Below are 20,938 nucleotides of genomic sequence, written 5' to 3'. Positions count from 1 at the left end.
TGCGGGGCCTTGTCGTATCGGGTCGTGGCCATCAGGCACTGAGGCGGAAGCGCTGGACCAGCCCCTCCTGCTGCTCGGCAAGGGAGTCGAGCTGCTTGCTGGTCTCGGCGACCCGCTCTATGCCCTGATAGTTGAGATCCGAGATGTCGGAGATGCGGTTGAGGTTGGTGGCGATGTCGGCGCTGGTGGCCTGCTGCTGCTCGGCGGCGGAGGCTATCTGGCTGGACATGTCGCTGATGAGCACCACGATGCCCTGTACCTCTTCCATGGCGTTGTTGGCCTGGGAGCTCTGATCCACGCAACTGTCCATCTCGCGGGAGCACTCCTGCATCACGTTGACTGCCCGGGCGACGCCTTGCTGCAGGTTCTCGATCATGGTCTGGATTTCGCTGGTGGACTGGGCGGTGCGGCCAGCCAGGTTGCGCACCTCGTCGGCCACCACCGCAAACCCGCGTCCCTGCTCGCCGGCGCGGGCCGCCTCGATGGCGGCGTTGAGGGCCAGCAGGTTGGTCTGCTCGGCGATGCCGCGGATGACGTCGAGGATGTTGCCAATCTGGCCGCTCATGGCGCTCACGTCGCCAATCACCTTGCCGGTCTGCTGCAGCTTGCCCGCGAGCTGGTGGGTGGTGGTGATGTTGCCTGCCATCACTTTGCGCCCCATCTCGGAGGCTTTCTCCACATCCTGCACCCGCTCCAGGGTCTGGTTGGCGGCCTGGGCCACCTCCCGCACCGAGGCCTCCATCTGGGTCATGGCGGCGGCGACCGAGGCGGTCTCCTGACGCTGTTTCTCCAGATCCGCCCGCACCGATTCGGTGGTGTGGCGGTTGTCGTGGGCGGCGCTGTTGAGCTGGGTCGACGCCTGGGAGAGCTGCTTGAGCACATCCCCCATCTGGTGGATCAGCAGGTTGATCTGGCTGGCGAGCTGGCCGAATTCGTTCTGGCTCTTGAAGCCGACGCGCTGGGTCATGTCACCCTGGGTCACCTCGGTCAGCACCCGCAGCAGCTCTTTCAGGGGGCGGCGGATGGCCTTGCCCAGGGTGAAGGCCACCAGGATGGCGACGAAGATGGCGATGGCGATGCTGATCCCCTGGGTCAGGGTACTCTGGGTCTGCACCCGATCGGAGGCCTGGATGCTGGCGTTCATCAGCTGCTGGCTCTGGGCGGTGATCCCCTCCAGCTTGTTCTGGATGCTGAGGATGAGCTGGCTAGCCTGCTTGCTCTGCTCGCGCATGGCCTGCTGCTGCTTCATCAGGGCCAGGTATTGGGAGAGCACGCCGTCATTGCCCGTGGTGTCGCGCACGAAGCCATGGACGTAGTGGCCCATGTTGTTGTCGAAGTCCTTGAGCTCCCCCTGGAGATCCTTGATGGTGCTGTTGAAGCCCTCGATCTGCATCTTGTTGCGCTTGAGCGCCGCCTCGATGGGGGCGGGGATGCTCTGGTTGAGGGCATCCATGGTGGAGAGCTCGATGGCGGATAGCTTGGTGGTCAGGGTCTCGGAGAGCATCTTGATGAAGCTGTCGTCGATGGTGACCATCATGTCCCCCAGGTTCTTCTTGAACTGGGGCAGGCTGACCTGGAACTGGCCCTTGGCCTGATTGACCTTGTGCAGCCGGGTGAGCAGGGCCTCGTGTTCGCCGGGCAGGGTCTGGGTCAGTTGCAGGTAGTCATCCACCAGCTTGACGAGGACTGTCATGTCCGCCTGCAATTGGGGATGCACCGCCACCTGCTGCTTGAGGCTGGCGACCATCTTGTCGACCTGGCCCTTGGCCTGTTGCAACTCGGCCACTTCCGCCGGCAGTTGCTTGAGATCCTGCTCGGTCAGCACGTCGGTGAGCCATTTGTTGGCGCTGAGCAGGCTTATCTGGGTCTGGCTGCTGGCGAGTACCAGCGGCATGGACTCCTGGGTCACCTGATCCAGGGCGCCGCTGAGTTCGCTCTGGCCGCGAAAGGTCAGTACCGCACTGGCGACCATGACGGCGACCAGGATGGCAAAGCCCAGATAGACTCTCTGTAGGATCGAGAGGTCTGACATTGTTTGTTTCATTATTGTCCCGCTGTCTGTGCAAAAGTCCCTTGCCTGAGTACCCCGTCCCTTTGATACCCTGCATGCCCCGAAGGGGATGCCGTTGTGGTTCGCGGGACGTCTCCTCGCTATCGGTATTCTTCACAATAACTGAAGCGATTGGGACAACGGCTGTGCCAAATGTCGGCTTGTGTCACACTTGGCGCGTTGCGGCGGCCTGTTTGGGAGCCGCTTGAGCTTTGTATTGAATTTTCTTTTTCCTATAAAGGAGTTACCCATGGCGCAAGAAACCATTTTCAGCAAAATCATCCGCAAGGAGATCCCCGCCGACATCCTTTATCAAGACGATCTGGTGACCGCGTTTCGCGACATCCAGCCCAAGGCTAAGACCCATATCCTGATCATTCCCAACGTGCTCATCCCCACCGTCAACGATGTGGAGCCGGATCACGAGCTGGCGCTGGGCCGGATGTTCACCGTGGCCCGCAAGCTCGCCAGCGACGCGGGCATCGCCGAGGACGGCTACCGCCTCATCATGAACTGCAACCGCCACGGCGGGCAGGAGGTCTATCACATCCACCTGCACCTGGTCGGTGGCGAGCCCCTGGGACCCCTGCTGAGCCTGTGATGCGCCTCGTCCCGTCGACCGGCCTGCTGTTGGCCGGTCTGCTGCTGGGAGGCTGTGCCTCCCAGTGGAAAGACATGTTCGTCTCCTACTCGGATCAGATGGTGCCTCTGCGCAACCAGCTGCTGCTGGGCCATGCCGCCGAAGCCCTGCCCGAGGTGCGCGAATCGACCCCGGGGGACGACACCTTCGTGCTCGACCAGCTGGAGAAGGGGCGCATCGCCTGGCTGGCGGGTCAGGACGGCCCCAGCAAGCAGGCCTTTGCCACCGCCGACAGCCGGCTTGCGTGGGAAGACAATCAGGCCGAGTACCGCCTGAGCCAGGGACTGGCCCAGGCGGGCAGCCTGCTCACCAACGATCAGACCCTGGCTTACCAGGCGCCCGATTACGAGCGCACCATGCTGCACCACTATCTGGCGCTCAACTACTTGCAGCGCGGGGATGCCGACGGCGCCCTGGTAGAGGTGCGCCGTGCCAACCAGGTGCAGGAGCAGGCCCTTAAACGGCGGGCCGACGAGGTGCGCAAGGCCGCGCAGGAGGGGGAGCAGGAGGACGAAGCCGGGGAGATGCGCCAGCTGATGTCGCGCGGCGCCCCCGAGCTCGATCGCCTGATAGGCCAGGTGAAAAACGGTTTCCAGAACGCCTACACCTTCTATTTCTCCGGCGTGCTCTACGAGGCGGCCGGGGATCTCAACGATGCCTGGGTCGATTACCAGCGCGGCTACCAGATAGCGCCGGACAACCAGAGCCTGCAGGATGCCTTGCTGCGCCTGGCCCGGCTTCGCGGCTCTCCCGAGGAGCTCAAGGAGACCGAGCAACGGATGGGCCGCAAGGCGCCGCCCTTGGCCAAGGATCAGGGCCAGCTGGTGGTGCTGTTTGAAGATGGCCTCATCCCGGCGCGCCGTGAGCTCTTCCTACCGCTGCCCATCTCCACCTCCAGCGGCGATTTTCGTACCTTTACCGTGGCGGTGCCCTATTACGACAATCGGGCCAGCGACGGCGCCCCGCTCACCCTGTCGGTGGGCAAGGGGGTGGCGCAGACCAGCGAGCTGGTGAGGCTGGAGGCGTTGGCGGCCAAGGATCTGCAGGAGCGGCTGCCTGGCATGCTGACCCGGCAGGCCCTGCGGCTGGTGGCCAAGGAGCAGGTGCGGCGCACCGCCGCCAAGGAGGGGGGGGATGTGGGCAACATCCTGGTGGGGATCTTCAACACCCTCTCGGAGCGGGCGGATACCCGCAGCTGGCTGACGCTGCCCGCCAAGGCCTCGAGCTGGCAGGGGATGGTCCCGGCCGGGAACGTCACCCTGACCCTGGGGGCGGGCAGCGCCATGCGTACCCTGCCACTCAGCGTCCACGCCGGGCGCACCACCCTGGTGTGGGTACAGCGCCTGGGGAGCGGGCTCACGACCCGGGTGATGCCCCTCTAGGGGGAACCGGATATGGCAACTCAGATGAATGACCGGTCGGGCCGACGGCCACCGGCAAGGAGAGCAAGATGAAAGCACAAGGGTTGGCCCTGGGCCTGGTTCTGCTGCTGGCGGGCTGTGCCACCAATACTTCCGGCGTGGCGCTCTATGGCGCGGCCGGTGCGGCGGCGGTGGCCGAGCAGCATCAAAACGTCAACGTCACCCTGACCGAACTCAGCCGGCGCCAGCAGAACGGCCTGTTGCAGGTCAACGTGGCGGCGGCCAGCACCCAGCGTGGTGACAACAGGCTGCAATATCTCTTCTACTGGTATGACGACGCGGGGCAGGAGGTGGCCAGCGATGGCCGCGGCTGGACCCCCCTCAAGTTGCATGGCTACCAGACCCGCACCCTGTCCGCCCTGGCGCCGAGCCCGGCCGCCCGGGGTTACCGGATTTACGTTCGCGAAGTGATGGAGGAATCCTACTGATGAAAATGAATCATGCCCTGCTGATCCTGACCGGCGCCCTGCTGCTGGGCGGCTGCTCCAGCACCACCGTCAGCTATGGCGATCCCACCGAGACCGAGACGGTGACCGTCGATTACGGCTCCTCCGACTTGCAGGCCATCGCCGACAAGATGGCGGATTCCATGCTGGCGTCCCCGGCCACCAGCGAGATCACCGCCGGGGGCCGCCCGGTGATGTTCATGGACTCCATCCGCAACAAGACCTCGGAGCACATCGACACCGAGGCCATCACCGACACTATCCGCACCAAGCTGCTGCGCTCGGGCAAGTTCCGCTTCGTGGACATGAGCAAGGTGGCGGCGGTCAAGCAGCAGCTCGAATACCAGCAGGGCAGCGGCATGGTGGATCCCGCCACCATGGTGCGGCTCGGCAAGCAGACCGGTGCCCGCTACATGGTCTATGGCAACCTCGCCAGCATCGTCAAGGACAACGGCAAGGTGAAGGACGTCTACTACCAGATGACCATGAACCTGATGGATGTGGAGAACGGCGAACTGCTGTGGGCCGATCAGAAAGAGATCCGCAAACAGGCCAAGAAGTCCACCTTTGGCTGGTGAGGACCCGCGGGGGCAGGGGGATCTGGCGGAGCTGGCGCTCCTCGCCAGCCTGCCGGCGCCCTGGGATCAGGGGCGCCTTGAGCCGCTGGGCCAGGGCCTGACCAACGGCAACTACCGGCTCTGTCTCCCCACTGGCGAGCAGGCCTTCCTGCGCCGCGGTCATCCGGATCCGGTGCGCCTTGGCATCGACCGGGCCACCGAGTGGCAGCTCTACCAGGGGGCGGTGGGGCAGGGGCTGGCGTTGCCCTGTCATCACGGCGATCCCGCCACCGGCCTGATGCTGCTGGCGTGGTGCGACGAACCCAACTGGGCCGAGCAGGCGCCGCCTCTCGCCGCGCAGCCCCGCCTGATGGCGGATGTGCTGGTGCGGCTGCACCGCCTGCCGGTGCCGACCGTGGTGATGGCGGTGCGGGCCCACAGCGGCGGGTATCGGCAGCGTCTGGCCCATATCCCTCCCTGGCTGCCCGCCCTGGAGCGGGCCCTGCTCGCGAGCCGGGAGCCGGACGACTGCTGGCTCCCTTGCCATCACGATCTCAATCCGGCTAACTTGTTGGGGGCGCGGCCCTGGGTCATCGACTGGGAGTACGGCGCCGCCGGTCATCCTGGGTTCGAGGTCGCCAGCATTCAGCGCACCCACGGCTGGAGCGAAGAGCAGCGGTGCCAGTTGGAGAGCTGCTATCTTGAAGCCATGGACGGGGCAGCGACGGGGCTGGGGCCCCGGGGATTCCAGGCCGATGCCTTCCTGCCCTGGGTCGATTACATCGGCCTGCTGTGGGCGCTGCTGATGGCCGAACAGCAACCCGGGCCCGAGTATCAGGCCCTGATCGACATCAACCGCCAGCGCCTGGAGTGATGCCCGGCAACGGCCCGCGCGACGCGTGTATTCAATGAATGGGAGGCATGCATGGTGACCACATTCTCATGGCGTCAACCGCGTAGCTGGAGCCTGCTGCTGCTCTGCCTGCTGCTGACGGGTTGCGCCACCCGGGTGATCTACTACTGGCTCGACTCGGCCATCGTCTGGCAACTGGACGACTACTTCTCCCTGGACCGCAGCCAGAAGAAGCTGCTGGACCAGGAGGTGAAGGGGCTGATGGCCTGGCACCGGCAGCATGAGCTGCCCATCTATGCCCGGGATCTCGACGCCCTGGCCAAGGCGGTGGCCAGCCCCATGAGCCCTGCCCAGGTGACCCTGCATCTGGACAGAACCCAGGCGAGCCTGACCCGTACCCTGGAGAACGCCATTCCCCGCACGGTGCGCCTCGCCAAGACCCTGACCGACGAGCAGGTGGCTCGCTTCATGGCCGATCGGGTGACGCGCCAGCAGGAGCGTCAGCACGATTTTGCCACCCAGTCGAAGGCCGAGATGATCAAGGGCTTTCGGGAGAAGATGAACGAGCGCCTGGTGTTCTGGATTGGCAAGGTGAAGCCGGCCCAGGAGCCCCTCATCACGCAGTGGGCCGAGTGGCAATACGAGATGATGGCCCCCTGGCTCGACTTTCAGGAGGCCTGGACCAAGGAGCTGGATCGGCTGATGAAACAGCGCCAGAGCCCGGATTTCGGCCAGGAGCTGACCCGCTTGCTCCAGCAGGGGGACGGCCTGATGGATGGCCGCTTCACCGGCTACACGGACCAGTCCCGCCAGCGCACCATCCAGTGGCTGAGTGATCTCAGCCACTCCATGGATCTCTCCCAGCGGGCCCACCTCTACACCCTGCTCAAGGACTATGCCGAGGACTTCGAGGGCATGACCCGCAGCCGCTGAGGACGCGATGAGACAACACAAGGGCGGCGGGCCCCGGGCCTGCCGCCCTTGTTCTTGTGGGGCAGGCTGTGGTAGCTTGCCCTTTCTATTGTGTGGGAATTAACTTTTGAACCTGACCGACAACGTGAAACTGGCGGCGATGACCCTGCTCATCACCCTCGCACTGTTGTTCTCTACCCTCTCGGTGGAGGGGGTCAAGGTACCCGCGTTCCAGCCCTCGGCCCAGCAGGCCCACTCGCTGGCGGAGGGGGCGGCGCCTGCCGACGCAAGCCCGGCGGCCCACGGCGTCAGCGGCAGTGACGATGGCATCGTCAAGTTCGTCGGCTCCCACCAGAATCACCTGCTGCGCCTCGAGCACTCCCTGAGCCGCGATCATCAGCCCGGCAGCGTGGTCTACGAGCTGGTGATGAGCTGGTCCCAGCAGGCGATCCTGCTGCTGCTGTGCGGCCTGCTGTTCTATGCCGCCCTCTTCTACCCGGGGACGAGCTTTCGCGATCACTTCGCCGGCATTCACAGGCGCCGCCTGCAGCGCCGGCATCTGCAGTACCGCTTCGCCCAGAGCTTCCTCGCCTGACCCCGATGGGGTCAGCTTGCCACCTGTTGCCTCATCTTCTCTCTGTTGCTGTTCACTTTTAGTGAACGGCTAGGCTGTCTTGTTTCATTTTTTTGCACGGCGCGACCCCGGTGTCGCCCCTTGCCATCGCCTGACAGAGGCCGATTTCATGAGAAAAAAGAGTCATACCGTGTTGAACCGCATGAGCCTGTGGCAGTACGCCCTGTTGCTGCTGATGCTGGTCACGTTCGCGTTCTATTCCCTGCCCACCTTCTTCGGTGAGCAGCCCTCCCTCGGTCTGCACGGCCAGTCGCGCCTGAGCGACGCGCAGCGCACCCTGCTGGCCGAGAACCACATCGACCCCCTCAAGCAGATCGCCCAGGGTGGCCGGATAGCGCTGGTGTTCGCCAGCCAGGGGGAGCAGCAACTGGCCAAGCAGTTGCTGGAGCAGCAGGGGCTGGACAGCGCCGCCCTGACCCTGGAGTTCTACTCCAACGCCCCGGCCTGGATCAGCCGGCTCGGCGCCGATCCCATCAAGCTCGGGCTGGACCTGCGCGGTGGCTCCCAGCTGCTGATCGGGGTGGACGTGGATTTTGTCATCGACAACCAGACCAAGAACCTGGTGGATACCCTGCGCACCCGTTTTCGCGAGGCCAACCTGCGCGGCGCCAGCGTGATGCGCACCGCCCAGGGGAGCGTGGCCGTCACCCTGCCCGACGTGACGGGGCAGGAGGCCTGGCTCTCCATCATCAAGGAGAGTGCCGGTACCCGCCAGGATCAGTGGACACTGAGCCGTTCCGGCAATGCACTGACCCTGGTGCTGAGCGACGCCGAGCGCACCCTGCTGGTGAACAACGCCGTGACCCAGAACCTGTCGATCCTGAAAAAGCGGATCAACGAGCTCGGCATCGTCGAGGCCTCGGTGGTGCGTCAGGGGCAGGACGGCATCCGCATCGAGCTGCCGGGGGTGCACAACCCCAAGCAGGCGAAAGAGGTGATCGGCGCCACCGCGTCCCTGGCCTTCTATGAAGCCAAGGCCGACAGCCGCTTCTTCATGGCGGATCGCAGCGGCCAGGCAGTGGGGCTGGCCCGCCAGCCGGTGCTGAGCGGCGAGCACATCGTCGATGCCCGCGCCAACATGGGGGAGATGGGGCAGCCCCAGGTCAACATCGTGCTCGACACCCTGGGGGGGAGCAAGATGAACCAGTTCAGCCGCCAGCACGTGGGCAAGCCCATGGCCACCGTCTTCACCGAGTACAAGACCAACGCCGAAGGCAAGCTGCGCGCCCGAAGCGAGGTGATCAACGTCGCCACCATCCAGACCGCCCTTGGCAACCAGTTCCGCATCACCGGGATTGGCAGCCTGCCCGAGGCCCAGGAGCTTGCCATGCTGCTGCGGGCCGGGGCCCTCACCGCGCCGCTGAAGATCCTGGAGGAGCGCAGCATAGGCCCGACCCTGGGTCTGCAGAACATCGAGGCGGGCTTCACCGCCCTGGCGTTCGGCATGGCGGGCATGATGCTGTTCATGATGGCCTGGTATCGCAAGTTCGGCTGGGTCGCCATCACGGCGCTGGTTGCCAACCTGCTGATGCAGGTGGGCATGCTGGCGGTATTGCCGGGGGCCGTGCTGACCCTGCCGGGGATCGCCGGTCTGGTGCTCACCGTCGGCATGGCGGTGGATACCCATGTGCTGATTTTTGAGCGGATCAAGGACCGGCTGCGGGAAGGGGGGTCTTTGGCCAACGCCATCGACTTTGGTTATCGCTCGGCGTTTCGCACCATCTTCGATGCCAACATCACCACCCTCATCTGCGCCGTGGTGCTCTATGCCATCGGCTCCGGGCCGCTGCAGGGCTTCTCCATCACCCTGATCCTGGGGCTCATCTCCAGCATGGTGACCGGCATCTGGGGCACCCGCGCCATCATCAACCCCCTGTGGGGCAACAGCCGCGCCAAGCTGCTGAGGGTATGACCATGAACCGACTTCATCACCATGACGCCGCACCCGTGAGTCTGTATGACCTGCGCACCGACCGCTTCCTGCCGGGAAGTCTGAACCACCTGACGTCGAGGGAAGAACAATGCTGAGAATGATCCTGGCCATGGGGCTGACCCGCTGGCGCTATATCGGGCTGTGGGCCTCCGTGCTGCTGACCCTGGCCTGCGTGGCCGTCCTTGCGACAAAAGGGCTCGCCCTCGGGCTCGATTTCACCGGCGGGATCCTGCTGGAGTTTCGCATCCAGACCCTGAAGGAGGCCCATGAGCTCAACGCCCTGCTGACGGCGCCCCTGGCGGGGGTGGTGGAGCTGCACGGCGCCGGTGTGCCCGGCGAGTGGCTCATCAAGCTGCCCCCCCACGCGCTGCCCTGGGCGGCGGAGGATCTGGCGACCATGCTGGGGCAGCAACTCGCCCTGCCGGTGGAGCTCTTGCGCACCACCATCGTCGGGCCCCAGGTGGGCGCGGAGCTGTTCCAGCAGGGGATGCTGGCGGTGCTGGTGGCCTCGCTCGCCATCTCCGCCTACCTGGCGGTGCGCTTCGAGTGGCGCCAGGCCATCGGCATCCTGGTGTCGGTGTTGCACGATGGTCTGGTGGCCATCGGGCTGCTCGCGCTCTTTGACATCGAGTTCGACCTCAACGTCATCGCGGGCCTGATGGCGGTGATAGGCTACTCCCTCAACGACAGCATCGTCATCTCGGACCGGTTGCGGGACTTGCTGGGGTCTCGTACCCGCATGGGGATCCACGAGTGCTCGGACGTGGCCATCAAGGCCACCTTCAGCCGCACCATGATCACCTCGGGCACCACCCTCTTCACCGTGGGGGCCCTGCTCCTGTTCGGCGGCGACGCCCTCTACGGCTTCTCCTTCACCCTGTTCGCCGGCATCCTGGTGGGGACGCTCTCCTCCATCACGGTGGCCTCCACCGTGCAGGAGCTGCTGGGGCTCTCCCCCCAGGCCTACCAGAAAAAAGAGGAGGAGCTGGCCGAGGCGGCGTGACCGGCGAGCGCCCTGCCACGGGGCTCATGGGCGGCCAGTGCGGCCGCCCCGGGCAAAAAAGGAAGGCGAATGCCTTCCTTTTTCCATTCTGCCAGAGGGGGGCGGCGGTCCCGAAGGCCGGGTTGGGGCGGCGGGTGTGACGCGGCCGAGCAGAAGTTGAAAAGTGTAATGAAATGCATGTTTTAGGCGCTATTTTCGGGGCCCGCATCGGCTACCCTGGCAGGGAGTCTATGGATGGAGTAAGCACTCATGAATATCGCTCGTCGGCTTCAACTCATTGCCCTGCTGGTCATGCTGGCCCTGGGGTGTCTCAGCTGGTTCAGTATCAGCAGACTCTCCTCCGCCAATGCGGATCTCAGCTATGTAACAGACAACACAGTCCCCAGCATTTCCACGATCAAGGAGATACAAACAGACTTCTACGCCCTGCATTCATTGATCCAGGCGCACGTGCTCAACACCGACGACAGCAAGATGAGTCAGATAGAGCAGAGCATTGCATCCCTTCACACCAAGATGGACGCCCTGCTGAGCCAGTATGAAAGCGGGATGATCTCCAATGAGGAGGACAGGCAGCTCGTCGCCGATGATCGGCGCCTGGTTGCCCAGTACGGCAAGGCCTCTGAAGACGTCCTGCGCCTGTCCCGCGAGAACAAGAATGTGGAGGCCAGAGAGGCGATCGACAAGGAGCTTGCCCCCTTGTTTGAGCAGCTTTCCCAGGCCATCGACAAGCACGTCCACTTCAACATCCAGCAAGGTGACGCCGTCAAGCTGCGAGGCGAGCAGAATGCCGATAGCAGCATGCAGGCCCTGTTGTTCATCTCGGTGGGCGCGGGTGCCCTCACGCTGGTGCTCTTTCTCTGGCTGTTCAGGCAGGTCGCCAATCCCCTCCGTCTGGCCATGGCGACCCTGTCCGAGATCCAGCGCGACCTGAACTTCACCCTGCGGGCCAATGTGAGCCAGCAGGACGAGATCGGCCAGACGCTGACGGCGGTCAACCGCCTGCTGGACACCTTGCAGCAGACCTTCACCGAGTTCTCAGTGGGCAGCCTGCAGATCAAGAGCACGGCAGAGTCCCTCTCCCAGGCGGCCCAGCACATGGCGGAGTCGGCGAGTCAGGCCAATGACGCCACCAGCCTTATCGCCGCCGGGGTGGAGGAGATGAGCGTGAGCATCACGGACATCTCCCAGCGCACCCAGGAGACCAGCCGCATCACCAATGAATCCGGCAAGCTCGCCAGTGACGGCGGGGCCACCATAGAGCGCACTGTGCTCGCCATCAACGACATCGCCGACGCCATTCGTCAGGCCTCCCGCGATGTGACGGCGTTGGGGGAGGGGATCTCCCGCATCGGTGGGGTGGTGAACGTCATCAACGATGTGGCGGGGCAGACCAACCTGCTGGCGCTCAACGCCGCCATCGAGGCGGCGCGGGCCGGTGAGCAGGGACGCGGCTTTGCGGTGGTCGCCGACGAGGTGCGCAAGCTGGCGGAGCGGACGGCCCAGTCGACCCAGGAGATCTCAAGGACGGTGGAGGCTATCCAGCAAGGGTCCGAGGCCACGGTGGCCAGAATGGTCCTGGTGGAGGAGAAGGTGGCGCAAGGGGTGGCCATGGCGACGGAAAGCGGGGCCATCATCACCCAGATCCGCCAGGCCTCCCATCGCGTCATGGATCAGGTCGGCGAGATCACCCTGGCCATCCGCGAGCAGACCTCGGCGGCGGAATCCATCGCCCTCCAGGTCGAGCAGATAGCCCAGGTGGTGCAGCAGACCAGCAGCACGGCGGAGGAGACCTCCGCCGCCGCAGAGGAGCTGAACGTGACCACGGAGAATATCCACCAGCAGATCTCCCGCTATCGCATCCAGTGAGGTGCGGATCGGTTGTTCTCTCCCCGCCATGCCCATGGCGGGGATTTTTTTATGTCAGAACCCCGAACCGGGCTGTTGCAGGAAGGCGGCCTCTTCCTCCGTGCTCGCCCTGCCCAGGATGGCGTTGCGGTGGGGGAAGCGGCCAAAGCGATCGACGATCACCTGGTGGCGGCGGGCAAAGTCGGCAAAGCCTTCGAAGGTGGTCCGGGCCGGGTCTGTGGCCTGCTCGTCGGCCAGGGCCTCGAACAGGGCGACGCTTCTGGCCTGCTGCTCTTTGGACTCCGCGTGCTCGAGGGGCAGATAGAAGAAGACCCGGGCCAGCGGCGAGAGCCCCTTGTCGACCCCGAGGGTGAGCCCCTTGAGGCACAGCGCCCTGGCCTTGTCGTCCTGGGCGAAGGCGGCGGGGGTGTGGCGGTGAAGGTTTCGCGGCAGCTGGTCCAGCAGCAGGATGAGGGCCAGGCGCCCTGCGGGATCGTCCTCCCAACGGGCGAGCTCGCCCGCTGCGGCACGGGCCGCCAGTTCGCCGAAGCGTGAGGCCAGCAGGGCATCGGTCTCGCTGCTCTTGCCCCACCAGAGGGGGGCCTGACGGGCGGCACGGGGAGCGTCGTCTGCGTCATCGCCAAACCAGAAATCGAGCAGAGGTTGCCAGGGTTGCATGGGAACTCCTTGGGCCGGTGGCCGTGAGGTGAAAACGGAGCAGGGGATCTGCCATGGGGGGCTGCCGCCGTGGCGGCTTCCCGTTACACTGTGCCATCTTTTGCCCCAAAGGGTGATCCCCGGATGGGCCCGTGGTCCCCTGACCCCCTCATCACCCTGACCGGGGCAGCCCGGATGTGTCCCACTCAATAGAAGGAATGCCAGATATGGCCGGAGCCAGTTTGTTGACCCTGCTCGATGATATTGCCAGCGTGCTCGATGATGTCGCCCTGATGACCAAGGTGGCGGCGAAGAAGACGGCCGGGGTGCTGGGGGACGATCTCGCCCTCAATGCAGAGCAAGTCTCCGGGGTGCGGGCCGAGCGTGAGCTGCCGGTGGTGTGGGCGGTGGCCAAGGGGTCGTTTCGCAACAAGCTCATCCTGGTGCCTGCCGCCATCGCCATCAGTGCTCTTATCCCCTGGCTCATCACCCCGCTCCTGATGCTGGGGGGGGCCTACCTCTGTTTCGAGGGGGCGGAGAAGCTGGTCCACAAGTTCCTGCCCCACGAGGAAGAGGCGCATCAGGCGGCGCCGGTGCCCGAGGATCTGGCGGCCTATGAGCGCCAGAAGGTAAAGGGGGCCATTCGCACCGATTTCATCCTCTCGGCGGAGATCATCGTCATCGCCCTCGGCACCGTGCAGGGGTCGAGCCTGGGCCTGCAGATCGCCGTGGTGGCGGGCATCGCCCTGCTGATGACCGTCGGGGTCTATGGCCTGGTGGGGCTCATCGTCAAGCTCGACGACATCGGTCTGCACCTGCTGCAAAAGCCCGATGGCGGCGCCGTGCGCCGGGCGGTGGGGCAGGGGCTGCTGGTGACGGCGCCCCGTCTGATGCACCTGCTTGCCCTGGTGGGCACCATCGCCATGTTCATGGTCGGCGGCGGCATTCTGGTCCATGGCTGGCCCTTCCTCCATCATCTCATCGAAGGGACGGCGGACACGGTGGCCGCTCTGCCCGGGGTCGGCGGGGTACTGGCCGTGGTGACGCCCACCCTGCTGAGCGCCTTGGCCGGCGTGGTGGCAGGGCTGGTGCTGGTGGTGGCCATGACCCTGGTGAGCAAGCTTCAGCCCGCCAAATAGGTCGCTTGTCGGGGGAGGGCCGACAGGGGCCGTCGCACCCGGGGGCGCTCTTCTGCCGGTTGCCTCGAATGGGGGCTAGGCAAGTGCCTGGCCCCCTTCGTACTATCCGGTTTCACCCGCCCGCAGAGGCGGGGTGACCCGATATGGACGCAAACAGACAAGGACAACCATGAAACCACCCGTTTGGCGAGATGATCACATCTATGCCGCCCCCGACGATCCTGCCATCGAGGCCGCCTTCCAGGAGGCTGCCCGCGCCCTCACCCGGCTTGACGCCCTCCTGGCGGACCTGCCGGATCCCGCCCATCCCGTTGCGGATGCCAATGCCCTGCGCCACCTGCTGCGGGCCATCCGCCGCGAGGCCAACGGGGTGAAGAGCCTGGCCTGGAACAGTCAGGTCTATGGTTACAACCGGCTGAGCCAGAACGGGCGCGACGAGGAGGCCCGGGTACTGCTCTCCCGGGGCCAGCAGCTGGAGGCGACCCTGGCCCAGCGCAGCAAGCCGGTGGACCTGTTCTGGGTTCGCGCCCCCAAGTCACTGGTGCGCACCCTGCTGCAAGATCCCGAACTCTTCGAGCTGGCCTACCACATCCATCACGACAGAGCGCAGCAGGATCAGTGGCTTTCGCTCGAGAGCGAGCAGCTCATCGAGGGGTTGGCGGTAGACGGCCTGCAGGGGTGGGGGGATCTCTATGACAACCTGGTGGGGCGGCTGCTGCCGGTGGTGGAGGGGGTGCCCATGGGGCTTGCCCAGGCGGACAACCTGCTCGCCCACCCGGACAGGGCGCGGCGCGCCAGTGCCTGGCACGCCATCCAGGGTGCCTGGGAGGCGGAGCAGGAGACGGTGACCGCCATTCTCAACGCCATCAACGGCTGGCGCAACGAGCTCGGCCGCCAGCGTGGCAAGGGGCGCAGGCTGGATGCCCTCGAGGTCACCTGCCATCAGGAGCACATCACGGGCGCGACCCTGGAGACCCTGATGGCGGCGGCCGGGGAGCACAGGGAGCTCGGGCGCCGCGCCTTGAGGGCCATGGCCTGTGCCCAGCAGATCACCGACTTCGCCCCCTGGGATCTCTTTGCCCCGGCGCCCCAGGCCGTGCACGGCAAGTTCGGCTTCGAGCAGGCGCTGAATCTGGTGATGGAGGCCTTTGCCGCCTTCGATCCCGAGATGGGGGCGTTTGTCCGCATGATGGCCGACAAGGGGTGGATTGATGCCGCCCCGAGCGAGCACAGGCGAAGTGGCGCCTATTGCACCGAGTATGCCGATCCGCCCGAGCCAAGGGTCTTCCTCACCTTCGAGGGGACCATGGACAACGTCATCACCCTGGCCCATGAGCTCGGCCACGCCTGGCACAGCTGGTTGCTGCGGGATCTTCCCTTCGAACAGCGGGGCTACCCCAAGACGCTGGCGGAGACCGCCTCCCTCTTTGCCGAGATCCTGGTGCGCGATGCCCTGCTGGCCGCCACCGACAAGGTGGAGCAGCGCCGGGCCATCGCCTGGCTGGACGGGGAGCGGGCCGCGAGCCTGCTTCTCGACATCCCCGCCCGCTTTGCCTTCGAGCGCGCCCTGGTGACGGCGCGGGAGGCGGGTTACGTGGGGGCGAGCCAGATGCGGGAGATGATGAAATCGGCGCAGCAGCAGTGCTATGGTGACGCCCTCAGCCAGTATGACGAGCTGTTCTGGGCCAGCAAGGGTCACTTCTCCATCGCCGAGTCCGGGTTCTACAACTACCCCTATCTGTTTGGCTATCTCTTCAGCCTGGGGCTCTATGCCCAGCATGCGCGGGCCGGGGGCGAGTTTGTGCCCGCCTATCGCGCCCTGCTGCGAGATACCGGCCGCATGAGCGCCGAGGCGCTGGTGGAGAAGCACCTGGGGGTCGACATCCGCGAACCCGGGTTCTGGCAGGAGAGCCTGCGCTATGTGGAAGAGGCGGTGGTGCGCCTCGAGCGGCTGGTGTGATGCCTGCACGCGAAGGTGGTGGCTCTGGCCACCTGGATTTCACGACGGGCCAGGCCCGTCCCTGACGATGAGCGTTCGATGCAACAACGAGTCTATCCACAGCAGTGGCAAAATGATCACATCTACCCCTCCCTCGACAGCTGTGTCCTCGAGGCGGACATGAGCCTGGCCCGCGCCAGCCTGGCCGAGCTGAGCGGTTTTATCGAGGGACTGGCCCAGGTGCCTCGCACCCCAGGCGCCTTGCAGGACTTCCTCAGGGAGGTACGCCTGCGGGCCCGCCGCATTCGCGACATCGGCTGGAACATCGCCGTGCTGGCGGCCTGCAAGGGGAGCCAGGACGCCCGGGATCCCCTCGCCAAGCAGGTTGCCTCCCGGGCCCGTGCCCTCAATGCGGATCTGTTCAAGACGCTTGCCCCCATCGAAGATCTGATGCTGGGGCTGCCTGCGCCCGAGTTTGAGCAACTGATGGCCGACCCCCTGCTCGGGGAGGAGGGGTACCGGCTGCGCCACGAGCGTCGCCTGCAGGATCAGCGGTTGCCGGTGGAGGCGGAGCAGCTGGTCATCGGCCTTGGCACCGACGGCCTGCACGCCTGGGGCAACCTCTACAACGATCTGGTGGGCAAGATAAGGCTGGTGATCGCGGGTCGCGAGATGGGGCTGGCGGAGGCGAGCAACCTGCTCTCCAGCCCGGATCGGGCCCTGCGCAAAGAGGCCTTCGATGCCATCAGCGCCGGCTGGGAAGGGGAGCAGGAGACGGTGGCGGCCATCCTCAACGCCCTCAACGGCTGGCGCCTGGAGCTCTCGCGCCAGCGCGGCAAACACCGGCGCCTCGATGCCCTGGACGTTTCCTGCCACCAGAGCCACATCGAGCGGGCGACCCTGGATACCCTGATGGCGGAGACCTGGCAGGCCCGTCATCTGGGCCAGCGGGCCCTGGGGCTGATGGCCGGTCACCTCGGCCTCGAGGTGCTGGGGCCGGAGGATCTCTTTGTGCCGCCCCCTGCCGCCAGCCGCCGGGAGATCCCCTTCGAGGAGGCGGTCGACATCATCGCCCTGGCTTTCGCGCGCTTTGACCCCGAGATGGGGGACTTTGCCCGCATGATGGCCGAGCGCGGCTGGATTGATGCCGCCCCCACCCCCAACCGGCGCACCGGGGCCTATTGCACCAAGTTTGCCGAGCCGGTGGAGCCGCGGGTCTTCATCACCTATGCGGGCACCATGGACAACGTCATCACGCTGGCCCACGAGCTCGGTCACGCCTGGCACAACTGGCTCATCCGCGACTTGCCCATGAGCCAGCGCAGCTACCCCATGACCCTGGCGGAAACCGCCTCCATCTTCGCCGAGACCCTGGTGCGCAGCGCCCTCTACGAGCAGGCCCGAAGCGCCGAGGAGCGTCTGGCCATTGCCTGGGCGGATGCCGATGGCGCCGCCACCTTCCTGGTCAACATCCCGGCCCGCTTCGACTTCGAGCGGGCCCTGGTGGCCGAGCGCGAGCAGGGCTATGTGTCGTCGGCCCGGCTCAAGGGGCTCACCGACGAGGCCTGGGGGCGCTGGTACGAGCAGAGCCTTGACCGCTATCACCCCCTGTTCTGGGCCGCCAAGGCGCACTTCTCCATCGCGGGCTTCGGTTTTTACAACTACCCCTACCTCTTTGGCTATCTGTTCAGCCTCGGGGTCTATCAGCAGCTGATGAGCCGCCAGGCCGCAGGGGAGGAGGGGGTGGCGAAGGCCTACCGCGCTCTGCTGCGAGACACAGGTCGCATGAGTGCCGAAGAGCTGGTCGAACGGCATTTGGGGCAGGACATTCGCGAGCCCGCCTTCTGGCAGGGGAGCTTGGCCCTGGTGGAAGCGGCGGTGGCGCGCTTCGCCCAGTGCGGCAGTTAACCTCGCCAGACCAGGTTTGCGCCATGTCCCGCCGGGGCATGGCGCTGCCACAGCCGCCCCGACGCGCGGTTTGGTGGCCCGAAGGGGCGTGATCCAAAGCAAGAAAGTGGGATGTTTTGGTGGCGCAAGGCCCTGTCGCTGGGGTAGTTTCGATAGAACCGACACAGTTTTTGAGGTCTTGTCCATGATCATCTATCTGCATGGCTTTGATGCCACCAGCCCCGGCAATCATGAAAAAGTGCTGCAGTTGCAGTTTATCGATGATGATGTGCGTTTCGTGCACTACAGCACGGTTCACCCCCGCCACGACATGAGCCACCTGCTCAAGGAAGTGAAGAAGCAGCTCGACATGAGCACCGATCCCAAACCCCTCATCTGCGGCGTGGGCCTGGGTGGCTACTGGAGCGAGCGGATCGGGTTTCTGTGCGGCATCAAGCAGGTGGTCTTCAACCCCAACCTGCACCCGGAAGAGAACATGCAGGGCAAGATCGACAGGCCGGAAGAGTACGAGGACATCGGCACCAAGTGTGTAACCGAATTTCGTAATAAAAATTCAGGAAACTGCCTGTGCATCCTTTCCGTTCAGGATGAAATCCGCGATAATCGGGACACTGAACGTGAATTGAAGAACTATTACGACATCGTATGGGATGAGCGCGAGACCCATAAGTTCAAGAACATCTCGCACCATCTGCAACGGATGAAGGCCTTCAAAGAAGCCTGAGCCATCACGTCAACCGATTTCGTTTTAGGGAGCCAATGGCTCCCTTTCGTTTTGAGGAACCAAGGAAAATCATCATGATGAATATTGTCGTTGTAGGCGGTGGCGCCGGTGGTCTCGAGCTTGCGACCAGCCTGGGCCGCAAGCTGGGCAAGAAGAACAAGGCCAGGATCACCCTGGTGGATCGCAATCGCACCCACCTGTGGAAACCCCTGCTGCACGAAGTGGCCACCGGCTCCATGGATGCGGGCATCGATGCCCTGAGCTACCAGTCCCACGCCAAGAACCACGGCTTCGAATTCCAGCTCGGCAGCTTGACCGACATCAAGCGCGACGAGAAACGCATCGTGCTGGCCCCCATCCACGACGAGAGCGGCGCCCTGGTGGTCAACGAGCGGGAAGTGGCTTACGACATCCTGGTGATGGCCATCGGCTCGGTCTCCAACGACTTCAACACCAAGGGCATCAAGGATCACTGCATTTTCCTGGACAGCCCCTCCCAGGCGCACCGCTTCTACAACAGCATGATGAACCGCTTCCTGCAGTTCGCCACCGAATACCAGCCCGGTGACAAGGTGAAGATCGCCATCGTCGGCGGCGGCGCCACCGGCGTCGAGCTCTCCGCCGAGCTCTACAACGCGGTGGAGCAGCTCTACGCCTACGGCTTCAAGAACCTCACCACAGACAGCCTGAAGGTGACCCTGGTGGAAGCGGGCCCTCGCATCCTGCCGGCCCTGCCGGAGCGCATCAGCGGCTCCGCCCATCAGGAGCTGGTGAAGCTGGGCGTGGACGTGCGCACCGCCACCATGATCACCGAGGCGACCGCCGAGGGCCTGCACACCAAGGATGGGGAGCTGATTGAAGCAGACCTCATGGTGTGGGCCGCGGGCATCAAGGCGCCGGACTTCATGAAGGAGATCGCGGGCCTGGAAACCAACCGCATCAACCAGCTGGTGGTCCACGAGACCCTGCAGACCACCCGGGACGAGAACATCTTCGTCATCGGCGACTGCGCCGCCTGCCCGCAGCCGGACGGCAAGTTCGTGCCGCCCCGCGCCCAGTCCGCCCACCAGATGGCGACCCAGGCGTTCAAGAACATCCTGGCCAAGATGAACGGCGGCGAGATGAAGCCCTACCGCTATCACGATCACGGCTCCCTGGTCTCCTTGAGCCGCTTCTCCACCGTGGGCAGCCTGATGGGTAACCTGATGCGCGGCTCCATGATGGTAGAAGGCTACATCGCGCGCATCGTCTACATCTCCCTCTACCGGATGCACCAGGTCGCCCTGCACGGCTACATCAAGACCGGCCTCATCATGCTGGTGGGCCGCATCAACCGGGTGCTGCGCCCGAGCATGAAGCTGCACTGAGTGCATGGCGGCTGCCGCTGCGAACATCAGAAAGGAGAGGCTTGCCTCTCCTTTTTTTATGGCCGACGCGGGGCGCTCCTGGCAGCGCCTGCCGCCGTTCAGGGCGAAGACGCAGAGGGCCGGTGCAGCTGCCGTCGTGTCTGCATCATCAAGGCCCCGCTTTCATCGTGGCCCGGAAGCCCTCTCCCCAGCACCGGAGCCCAAGGTCGCTGTGCGGGGGAAAGTGGCACGACACAGGCCCTATGGATGGCTCCTTGATGAACCTGGCGGACGCTGTGCTTGAAGCCCCTGACCACGCCGGGCTTATGCTTTGGCCAGCGCCTTGCTACCATGACGGCAACGGTGCTTCGCGCACCCAGCCCAACTCACAGGAGACCTCATGATCCTCTCAACCACCCCCACCCTGGAAGGCAAGACCATTCGCGAGTACCGCGGCATCGTCGTGGGCGAAGCCATCCTCGGCGCCAACATCTTCAAGGATCTGTTCGCCGGCATCCGCGACATCATCGGCGGTCGCTCCGGCGCCTACGAAAAAGAGCTGGCCCGGGCCCGGGAGATCGCCTTCGAGGAGCTCAAGGAGCGTGCCCAGGCGCTGGGGGCCAACGCCGTGGTGGGCATCGACATCGACTACGAGGTGGTGGGCCAGAATGGCAGCATGCTGATGGTCAGCATCAGCGGCACCGCCGTGGTGATCTAGCCCGCCAGTGCCCGGCCCTGCATGGCCAAACGCCCCGTCACAAGCCGACCTCGAGGTCGGCTTTTTGTCGGGTGTGGCGCGCAAAGGTGGGTGCAAGTGAGTGGGGCTCAAGGCCTGAACGTATCGAATGCCCCGATGGTTCTGGGCTGGTCGGGAATGAGAGAAAAAGCGGCCCGGCCCGGAGAAGGTGCGGGAACATGGGGGGGCACA

Annotated in this window: 18 protein-coding genes; 16 read left to right on the top strand and 2 right to left on the bottom strand. The window is 65.0% G+C overall.

Going from position 1 to position 20,938, the window contains the following annotated elements; all coding sequences use genetic code 11:
- Positions 1-31 precede the first annotated feature (31 nt).
- Complete coding sequence (locus tag AB5Y50_RS05085) at positions 32-2,044, bottom strand: methyl-accepting chemotaxis protein (RefSeq protein WP_041212848.1); 2,013 nt, start codon at positions 2,042-2,044, stop codon at positions 32-34.
- Positions 2,045-2,300: 256 nt separating this feature from the next.
- On the opposite strand from AB5Y50_RS05085, the gene hinT reads away from it, so the two are divergent.
- The 10 genes from hinT (at position 2,301) to AB5Y50_RS05035 (ending at position 12,318) form a co-directional block, all read left to right on the top strand.
- On the top strand, positions 2,301-2,651 hold the full coding sequence (gene hinT / locus AB5Y50_RS05080) for a purine nucleoside phosphoramidase (RefSeq protein ID WP_010674343.1): 351 nt from the start codon (positions 2,301-2,303) through the stop codon (positions 2,649-2,651).
- Entirely contained in the window at positions 2,651-4,072 is a 1,422-nt protein-coding gene (locus AB5Y50_RS05075) for a COG3014 family protein (RefSeq protein ID WP_041212849.1), read from the top strand. The genes hinT and AB5Y50_RS05075 overlap by 1 nt, the downstream gene beginning before the upstream one ends.
- A 68-nt stretch (positions 4,073-4,140) precedes the next feature.
- Positions 4,141-4,539 carry a YcfL family protein gene (locus tag AB5Y50_RS05070; RefSeq protein WP_041212850.1) on the top strand — a complete coding sequence of 133 codons (399 nt, stop codon included), beginning with the start codon at positions 4,141-4,143 and terminating at the stop codon, positions 4,537-4,539.
- Positions 4,539-5,135, top strand: coding sequence for a penicillin-binding protein activator LpoB (gene lpoB, locus AB5Y50_RS05065; RefSeq protein WP_010674346.1), 597 nt, complete (start codon positions 4,539-4,541; stop codon positions 5,133-5,135). The genes AB5Y50_RS05070 and lpoB overlap by 1 nt, the downstream gene beginning before the upstream one ends.
- On the top strand, positions 5,125-5,988 hold the full coding sequence (locus AB5Y50_RS05060) for a phosphotransferase (RefSeq protein WP_041212851.1): 864 nt from the start codon (positions 5,125-5,127) through the stop codon (positions 5,986-5,988). The genes lpoB and AB5Y50_RS05060 overlap by 11 nt, the downstream gene beginning before the upstream one ends.
- A 51-nt stretch (positions 5,989-6,039) precedes the next feature.
- Positions 6,040-6,900, top strand: a complete 861-nt coding sequence (locus tag AB5Y50_RS05055; protein ID WP_039038970.1) for a DUF6279 family lipoprotein — start codon at positions 6,040-6,042, stop codon at positions 6,898-6,900.
- A gap of 106 nt (positions 6,901-7,006) precedes the next feature.
- Entirely contained in the window at positions 7,007-7,474 is a 468-nt protein-coding gene (locus tag AB5Y50_RS05050) for a hypothetical protein (protein ID WP_041212852.1), read from the top strand.
- A gap of 148 nt (positions 7,475-7,622) precedes the next feature.
- Entirely contained in the window at positions 7,623-9,425 is a 1,803-nt protein-coding gene (secD, locus tag AB5Y50_RS05045) for a protein translocase subunit SecD (protein WP_041212853.1), read from the top strand.
- A gap of 109 nt (positions 9,426-9,534) precedes the next feature.
- Positions 9,535-10,449, top strand: coding sequence for a protein translocase subunit SecF (secF, locus tag AB5Y50_RS05040; RefSeq protein WP_029314368.1), 915 nt, complete (start codon positions 9,535-9,537; stop codon positions 10,447-10,449).
- Between the two features lie 249 nt (positions 10,450-10,698).
- Positions 10,699-12,318 carry a methyl-accepting chemotaxis protein gene (locus AB5Y50_RS05035; RefSeq protein ID WP_109422398.1) on the top strand — a complete coding sequence of 540 codons (1,620 nt, stop codon included), beginning with the start codon at positions 10,699-10,701 and terminating at the stop codon, positions 12,316-12,318.
- A 54-nt stretch (positions 12,319-12,372) separates the two neighbouring features.
- On the opposite strand, the gene AB5Y50_RS05030 is transcribed toward AB5Y50_RS05035, so the two are convergent.
- Positions 12,373-12,975, bottom strand: coding sequence for a DUF924 family protein (locus AB5Y50_RS05030; RefSeq protein WP_053288514.1), 603 nt, complete (start codon positions 12,973-12,975; stop codon positions 12,373-12,375).
- A gap of 206 nt (positions 12,976-13,181) precedes the next feature.
- Between AB5Y50_RS05030 and AB5Y50_RS05025 the strand changes: the two genes are divergently transcribed.
- From AB5Y50_RS05025 to AB5Y50_RS05000, 6 genes are all read left to right on the top strand, one after another.
- Positions 13,182-14,093, top strand: a complete 912-nt coding sequence (locus tag AB5Y50_RS05025; protein WP_041212856.1) for a DUF808 domain-containing protein — start codon at positions 13,182-13,184, stop codon at positions 14,091-14,093.
- A gap of 169 nt (positions 14,094-14,262) precedes the next feature.
- On the top strand, positions 14,263-16,053 hold the full coding sequence (locus AB5Y50_RS05020) for a M3 family oligoendopeptidase (RefSeq protein ID WP_041212857.1): 1,791 nt from the start codon (positions 14,263-14,265) through the stop codon (positions 16,051-16,053).
- 78 nt (positions 16,054-16,131) lie between these two features.
- Positions 16,132-17,940 carry a M3 family oligoendopeptidase gene (locus AB5Y50_RS05015; RefSeq protein ID WP_104452771.1) on the top strand — a complete coding sequence of 603 codons (1,809 nt, stop codon included), beginning with the start codon at positions 16,132-16,134 and terminating at the stop codon, positions 17,938-17,940.
- Between the two features lie 184 nt (positions 17,941-18,124).
- Positions 18,125-18,664 carry an alpha/beta hydrolase YcfP gene (ycfP, locus tag AB5Y50_RS05010; RefSeq protein ID WP_005331594.1) on the top strand — a complete coding sequence of 180 codons (540 nt, stop codon included), beginning with the start codon at positions 18,125-18,127 and terminating at the stop codon, positions 18,662-18,664.
- Between the two features lie 74 nt (positions 18,665-18,738).
- Positions 18,739-20,031 (top strand): NAD(P)/FAD-dependent oxidoreductase, encoded by a 1,293-nt coding sequence (locus AB5Y50_RS05005; RefSeq protein ID WP_041212859.1) that lies wholly within the window; start codon positions 18,739-18,741, stop codon positions 20,029-20,031.
- A 379-nt stretch (positions 20,032-20,410) separates the two neighbouring features.
- Positions 20,411-20,728: a heavy metal-binding domain-containing protein gene (locus tag AB5Y50_RS05000; RefSeq protein ID WP_010674360.1), complete on the top strand. Its 318-nt coding sequence runs from the start codon at positions 20,411-20,413 to the stop codon at positions 20,726-20,728.
- The last annotated feature ends 210 nt before the right edge of the window (positions 20,729-20,938 follow it).

This window comes from Aeromonas sp. s6, from assembly GCF_040907815.1.
GTDB classification, from domain to species: Bacteria; Pseudomonadota; Gammaproteobacteria; order Enterobacterales; family Aeromonadaceae; genus Aeromonas; species Aeromonas caviae.
Note: the sequence above shows the minus strand (reverse complement) of the source record. Positions and strands in the feature narration are given on the sequence as shown.

What these genes read in the sequence shown, in the direction of transcription:
- AB5Y50_RS05085 (WP_041212848.1), bottom strand. Translation starts at nt 2,044, where the DNA reads ATGAAACAAACAATGTCAGACCTCTCGATCCTACAGAGAGTCTATCTG.
- hinT (WP_010674343.1), top strand. Translation starts at nt 2,301, where the DNA reads ATGGCGCAAGAAACCATTTTCAGCAAAATCATCCGCAAGGAGATCCCC.
- AB5Y50_RS05075 (WP_041212849.1), top strand. Translation starts at nt 2,651, where the DNA reads ATGCGCCTCGTCCCGTCGACCGGCCTGCTGTTGGCCGGTCTGCTGCTG.
- AB5Y50_RS05070 (WP_041212850.1), top strand. Translation starts at nt 4,141, where the DNA reads ATGAAAGCACAAGGGTTGGCCCTGGGCCTGGTTCTGCTGCTGGCGGGC.
- lpoB (WP_010674346.1), top strand. Translation starts at nt 4,539, where the DNA reads ATGAAAATGAATCATGCCCTGCTGATCCTGACCGGCGCCCTGCTGCTG.
- AB5Y50_RS05055 (WP_039038970.1), top strand. Translation starts at nt 6,040, where the DNA reads ATGGTGACCACATTCTCATGGCGTCAACCGCGTAGCTGGAGCCTGCTG.
- secD (WP_041212853.1), top strand. Translation starts at nt 7,623, where the DNA reads ATGAGAAAAAAGAGTCATACCGTGTTGAACCGCATGAGCCTGTGGCAG.
- secF (WP_029314368.1), top strand. Translation starts at nt 9,535, where the DNA reads ATGCTGAGAATGATCCTGGCCATGGGGCTGACCCGCTGGCGCTATATC.
- AB5Y50_RS05035 (WP_109422398.1), top strand. Translation starts at nt 10,699, where the DNA reads ATGAATATCGCTCGTCGGCTTCAACTCATTGCCCTGCTGGTCATGCTG.
- AB5Y50_RS05030 (WP_053288514.1), bottom strand. Translation starts at nt 12,975, where the DNA reads ATGCAACCCTGGCAACCTCTGCTCGATTTCTGGTTTGGCGATGACGCA.
- AB5Y50_RS05025 (WP_041212856.1), top strand. Translation starts at nt 13,182, where the DNA reads ATGGCCGGAGCCAGTTTGTTGACCCTGCTCGATGATATTGCCAGCGTG.
- AB5Y50_RS05020 (WP_041212857.1), top strand. Translation starts at nt 14,263, where the DNA reads ATGAAACCACCCGTTTGGCGAGATGATCACATCTATGCCGCCCCCGAC.
- AB5Y50_RS05015 (WP_104452771.1), top strand. Translation starts at nt 16,132, where the DNA reads ATGCAACAACGAGTCTATCCACAGCAGTGGCAAAATGATCACATCTAC.
- ycfP (WP_005331594.1), top strand. Translation starts at nt 18,125, where the DNA reads ATGATCATCTATCTGCATGGCTTTGATGCCACCAGCCCCGGCAATCAT.
- AB5Y50_RS05005 (WP_041212859.1), top strand. Translation starts at nt 18,739, where the DNA reads ATGATGAATATTGTCGTTGTAGGCGGTGGCGCCGGTGGTCTCGAGCTT.
- AB5Y50_RS05000 (WP_010674360.1), top strand. Translation starts at nt 20,411, where the DNA reads ATGATCCTCTCAACCACCCCCACCCTGGAAGGCAAGACCATTCGCGAG.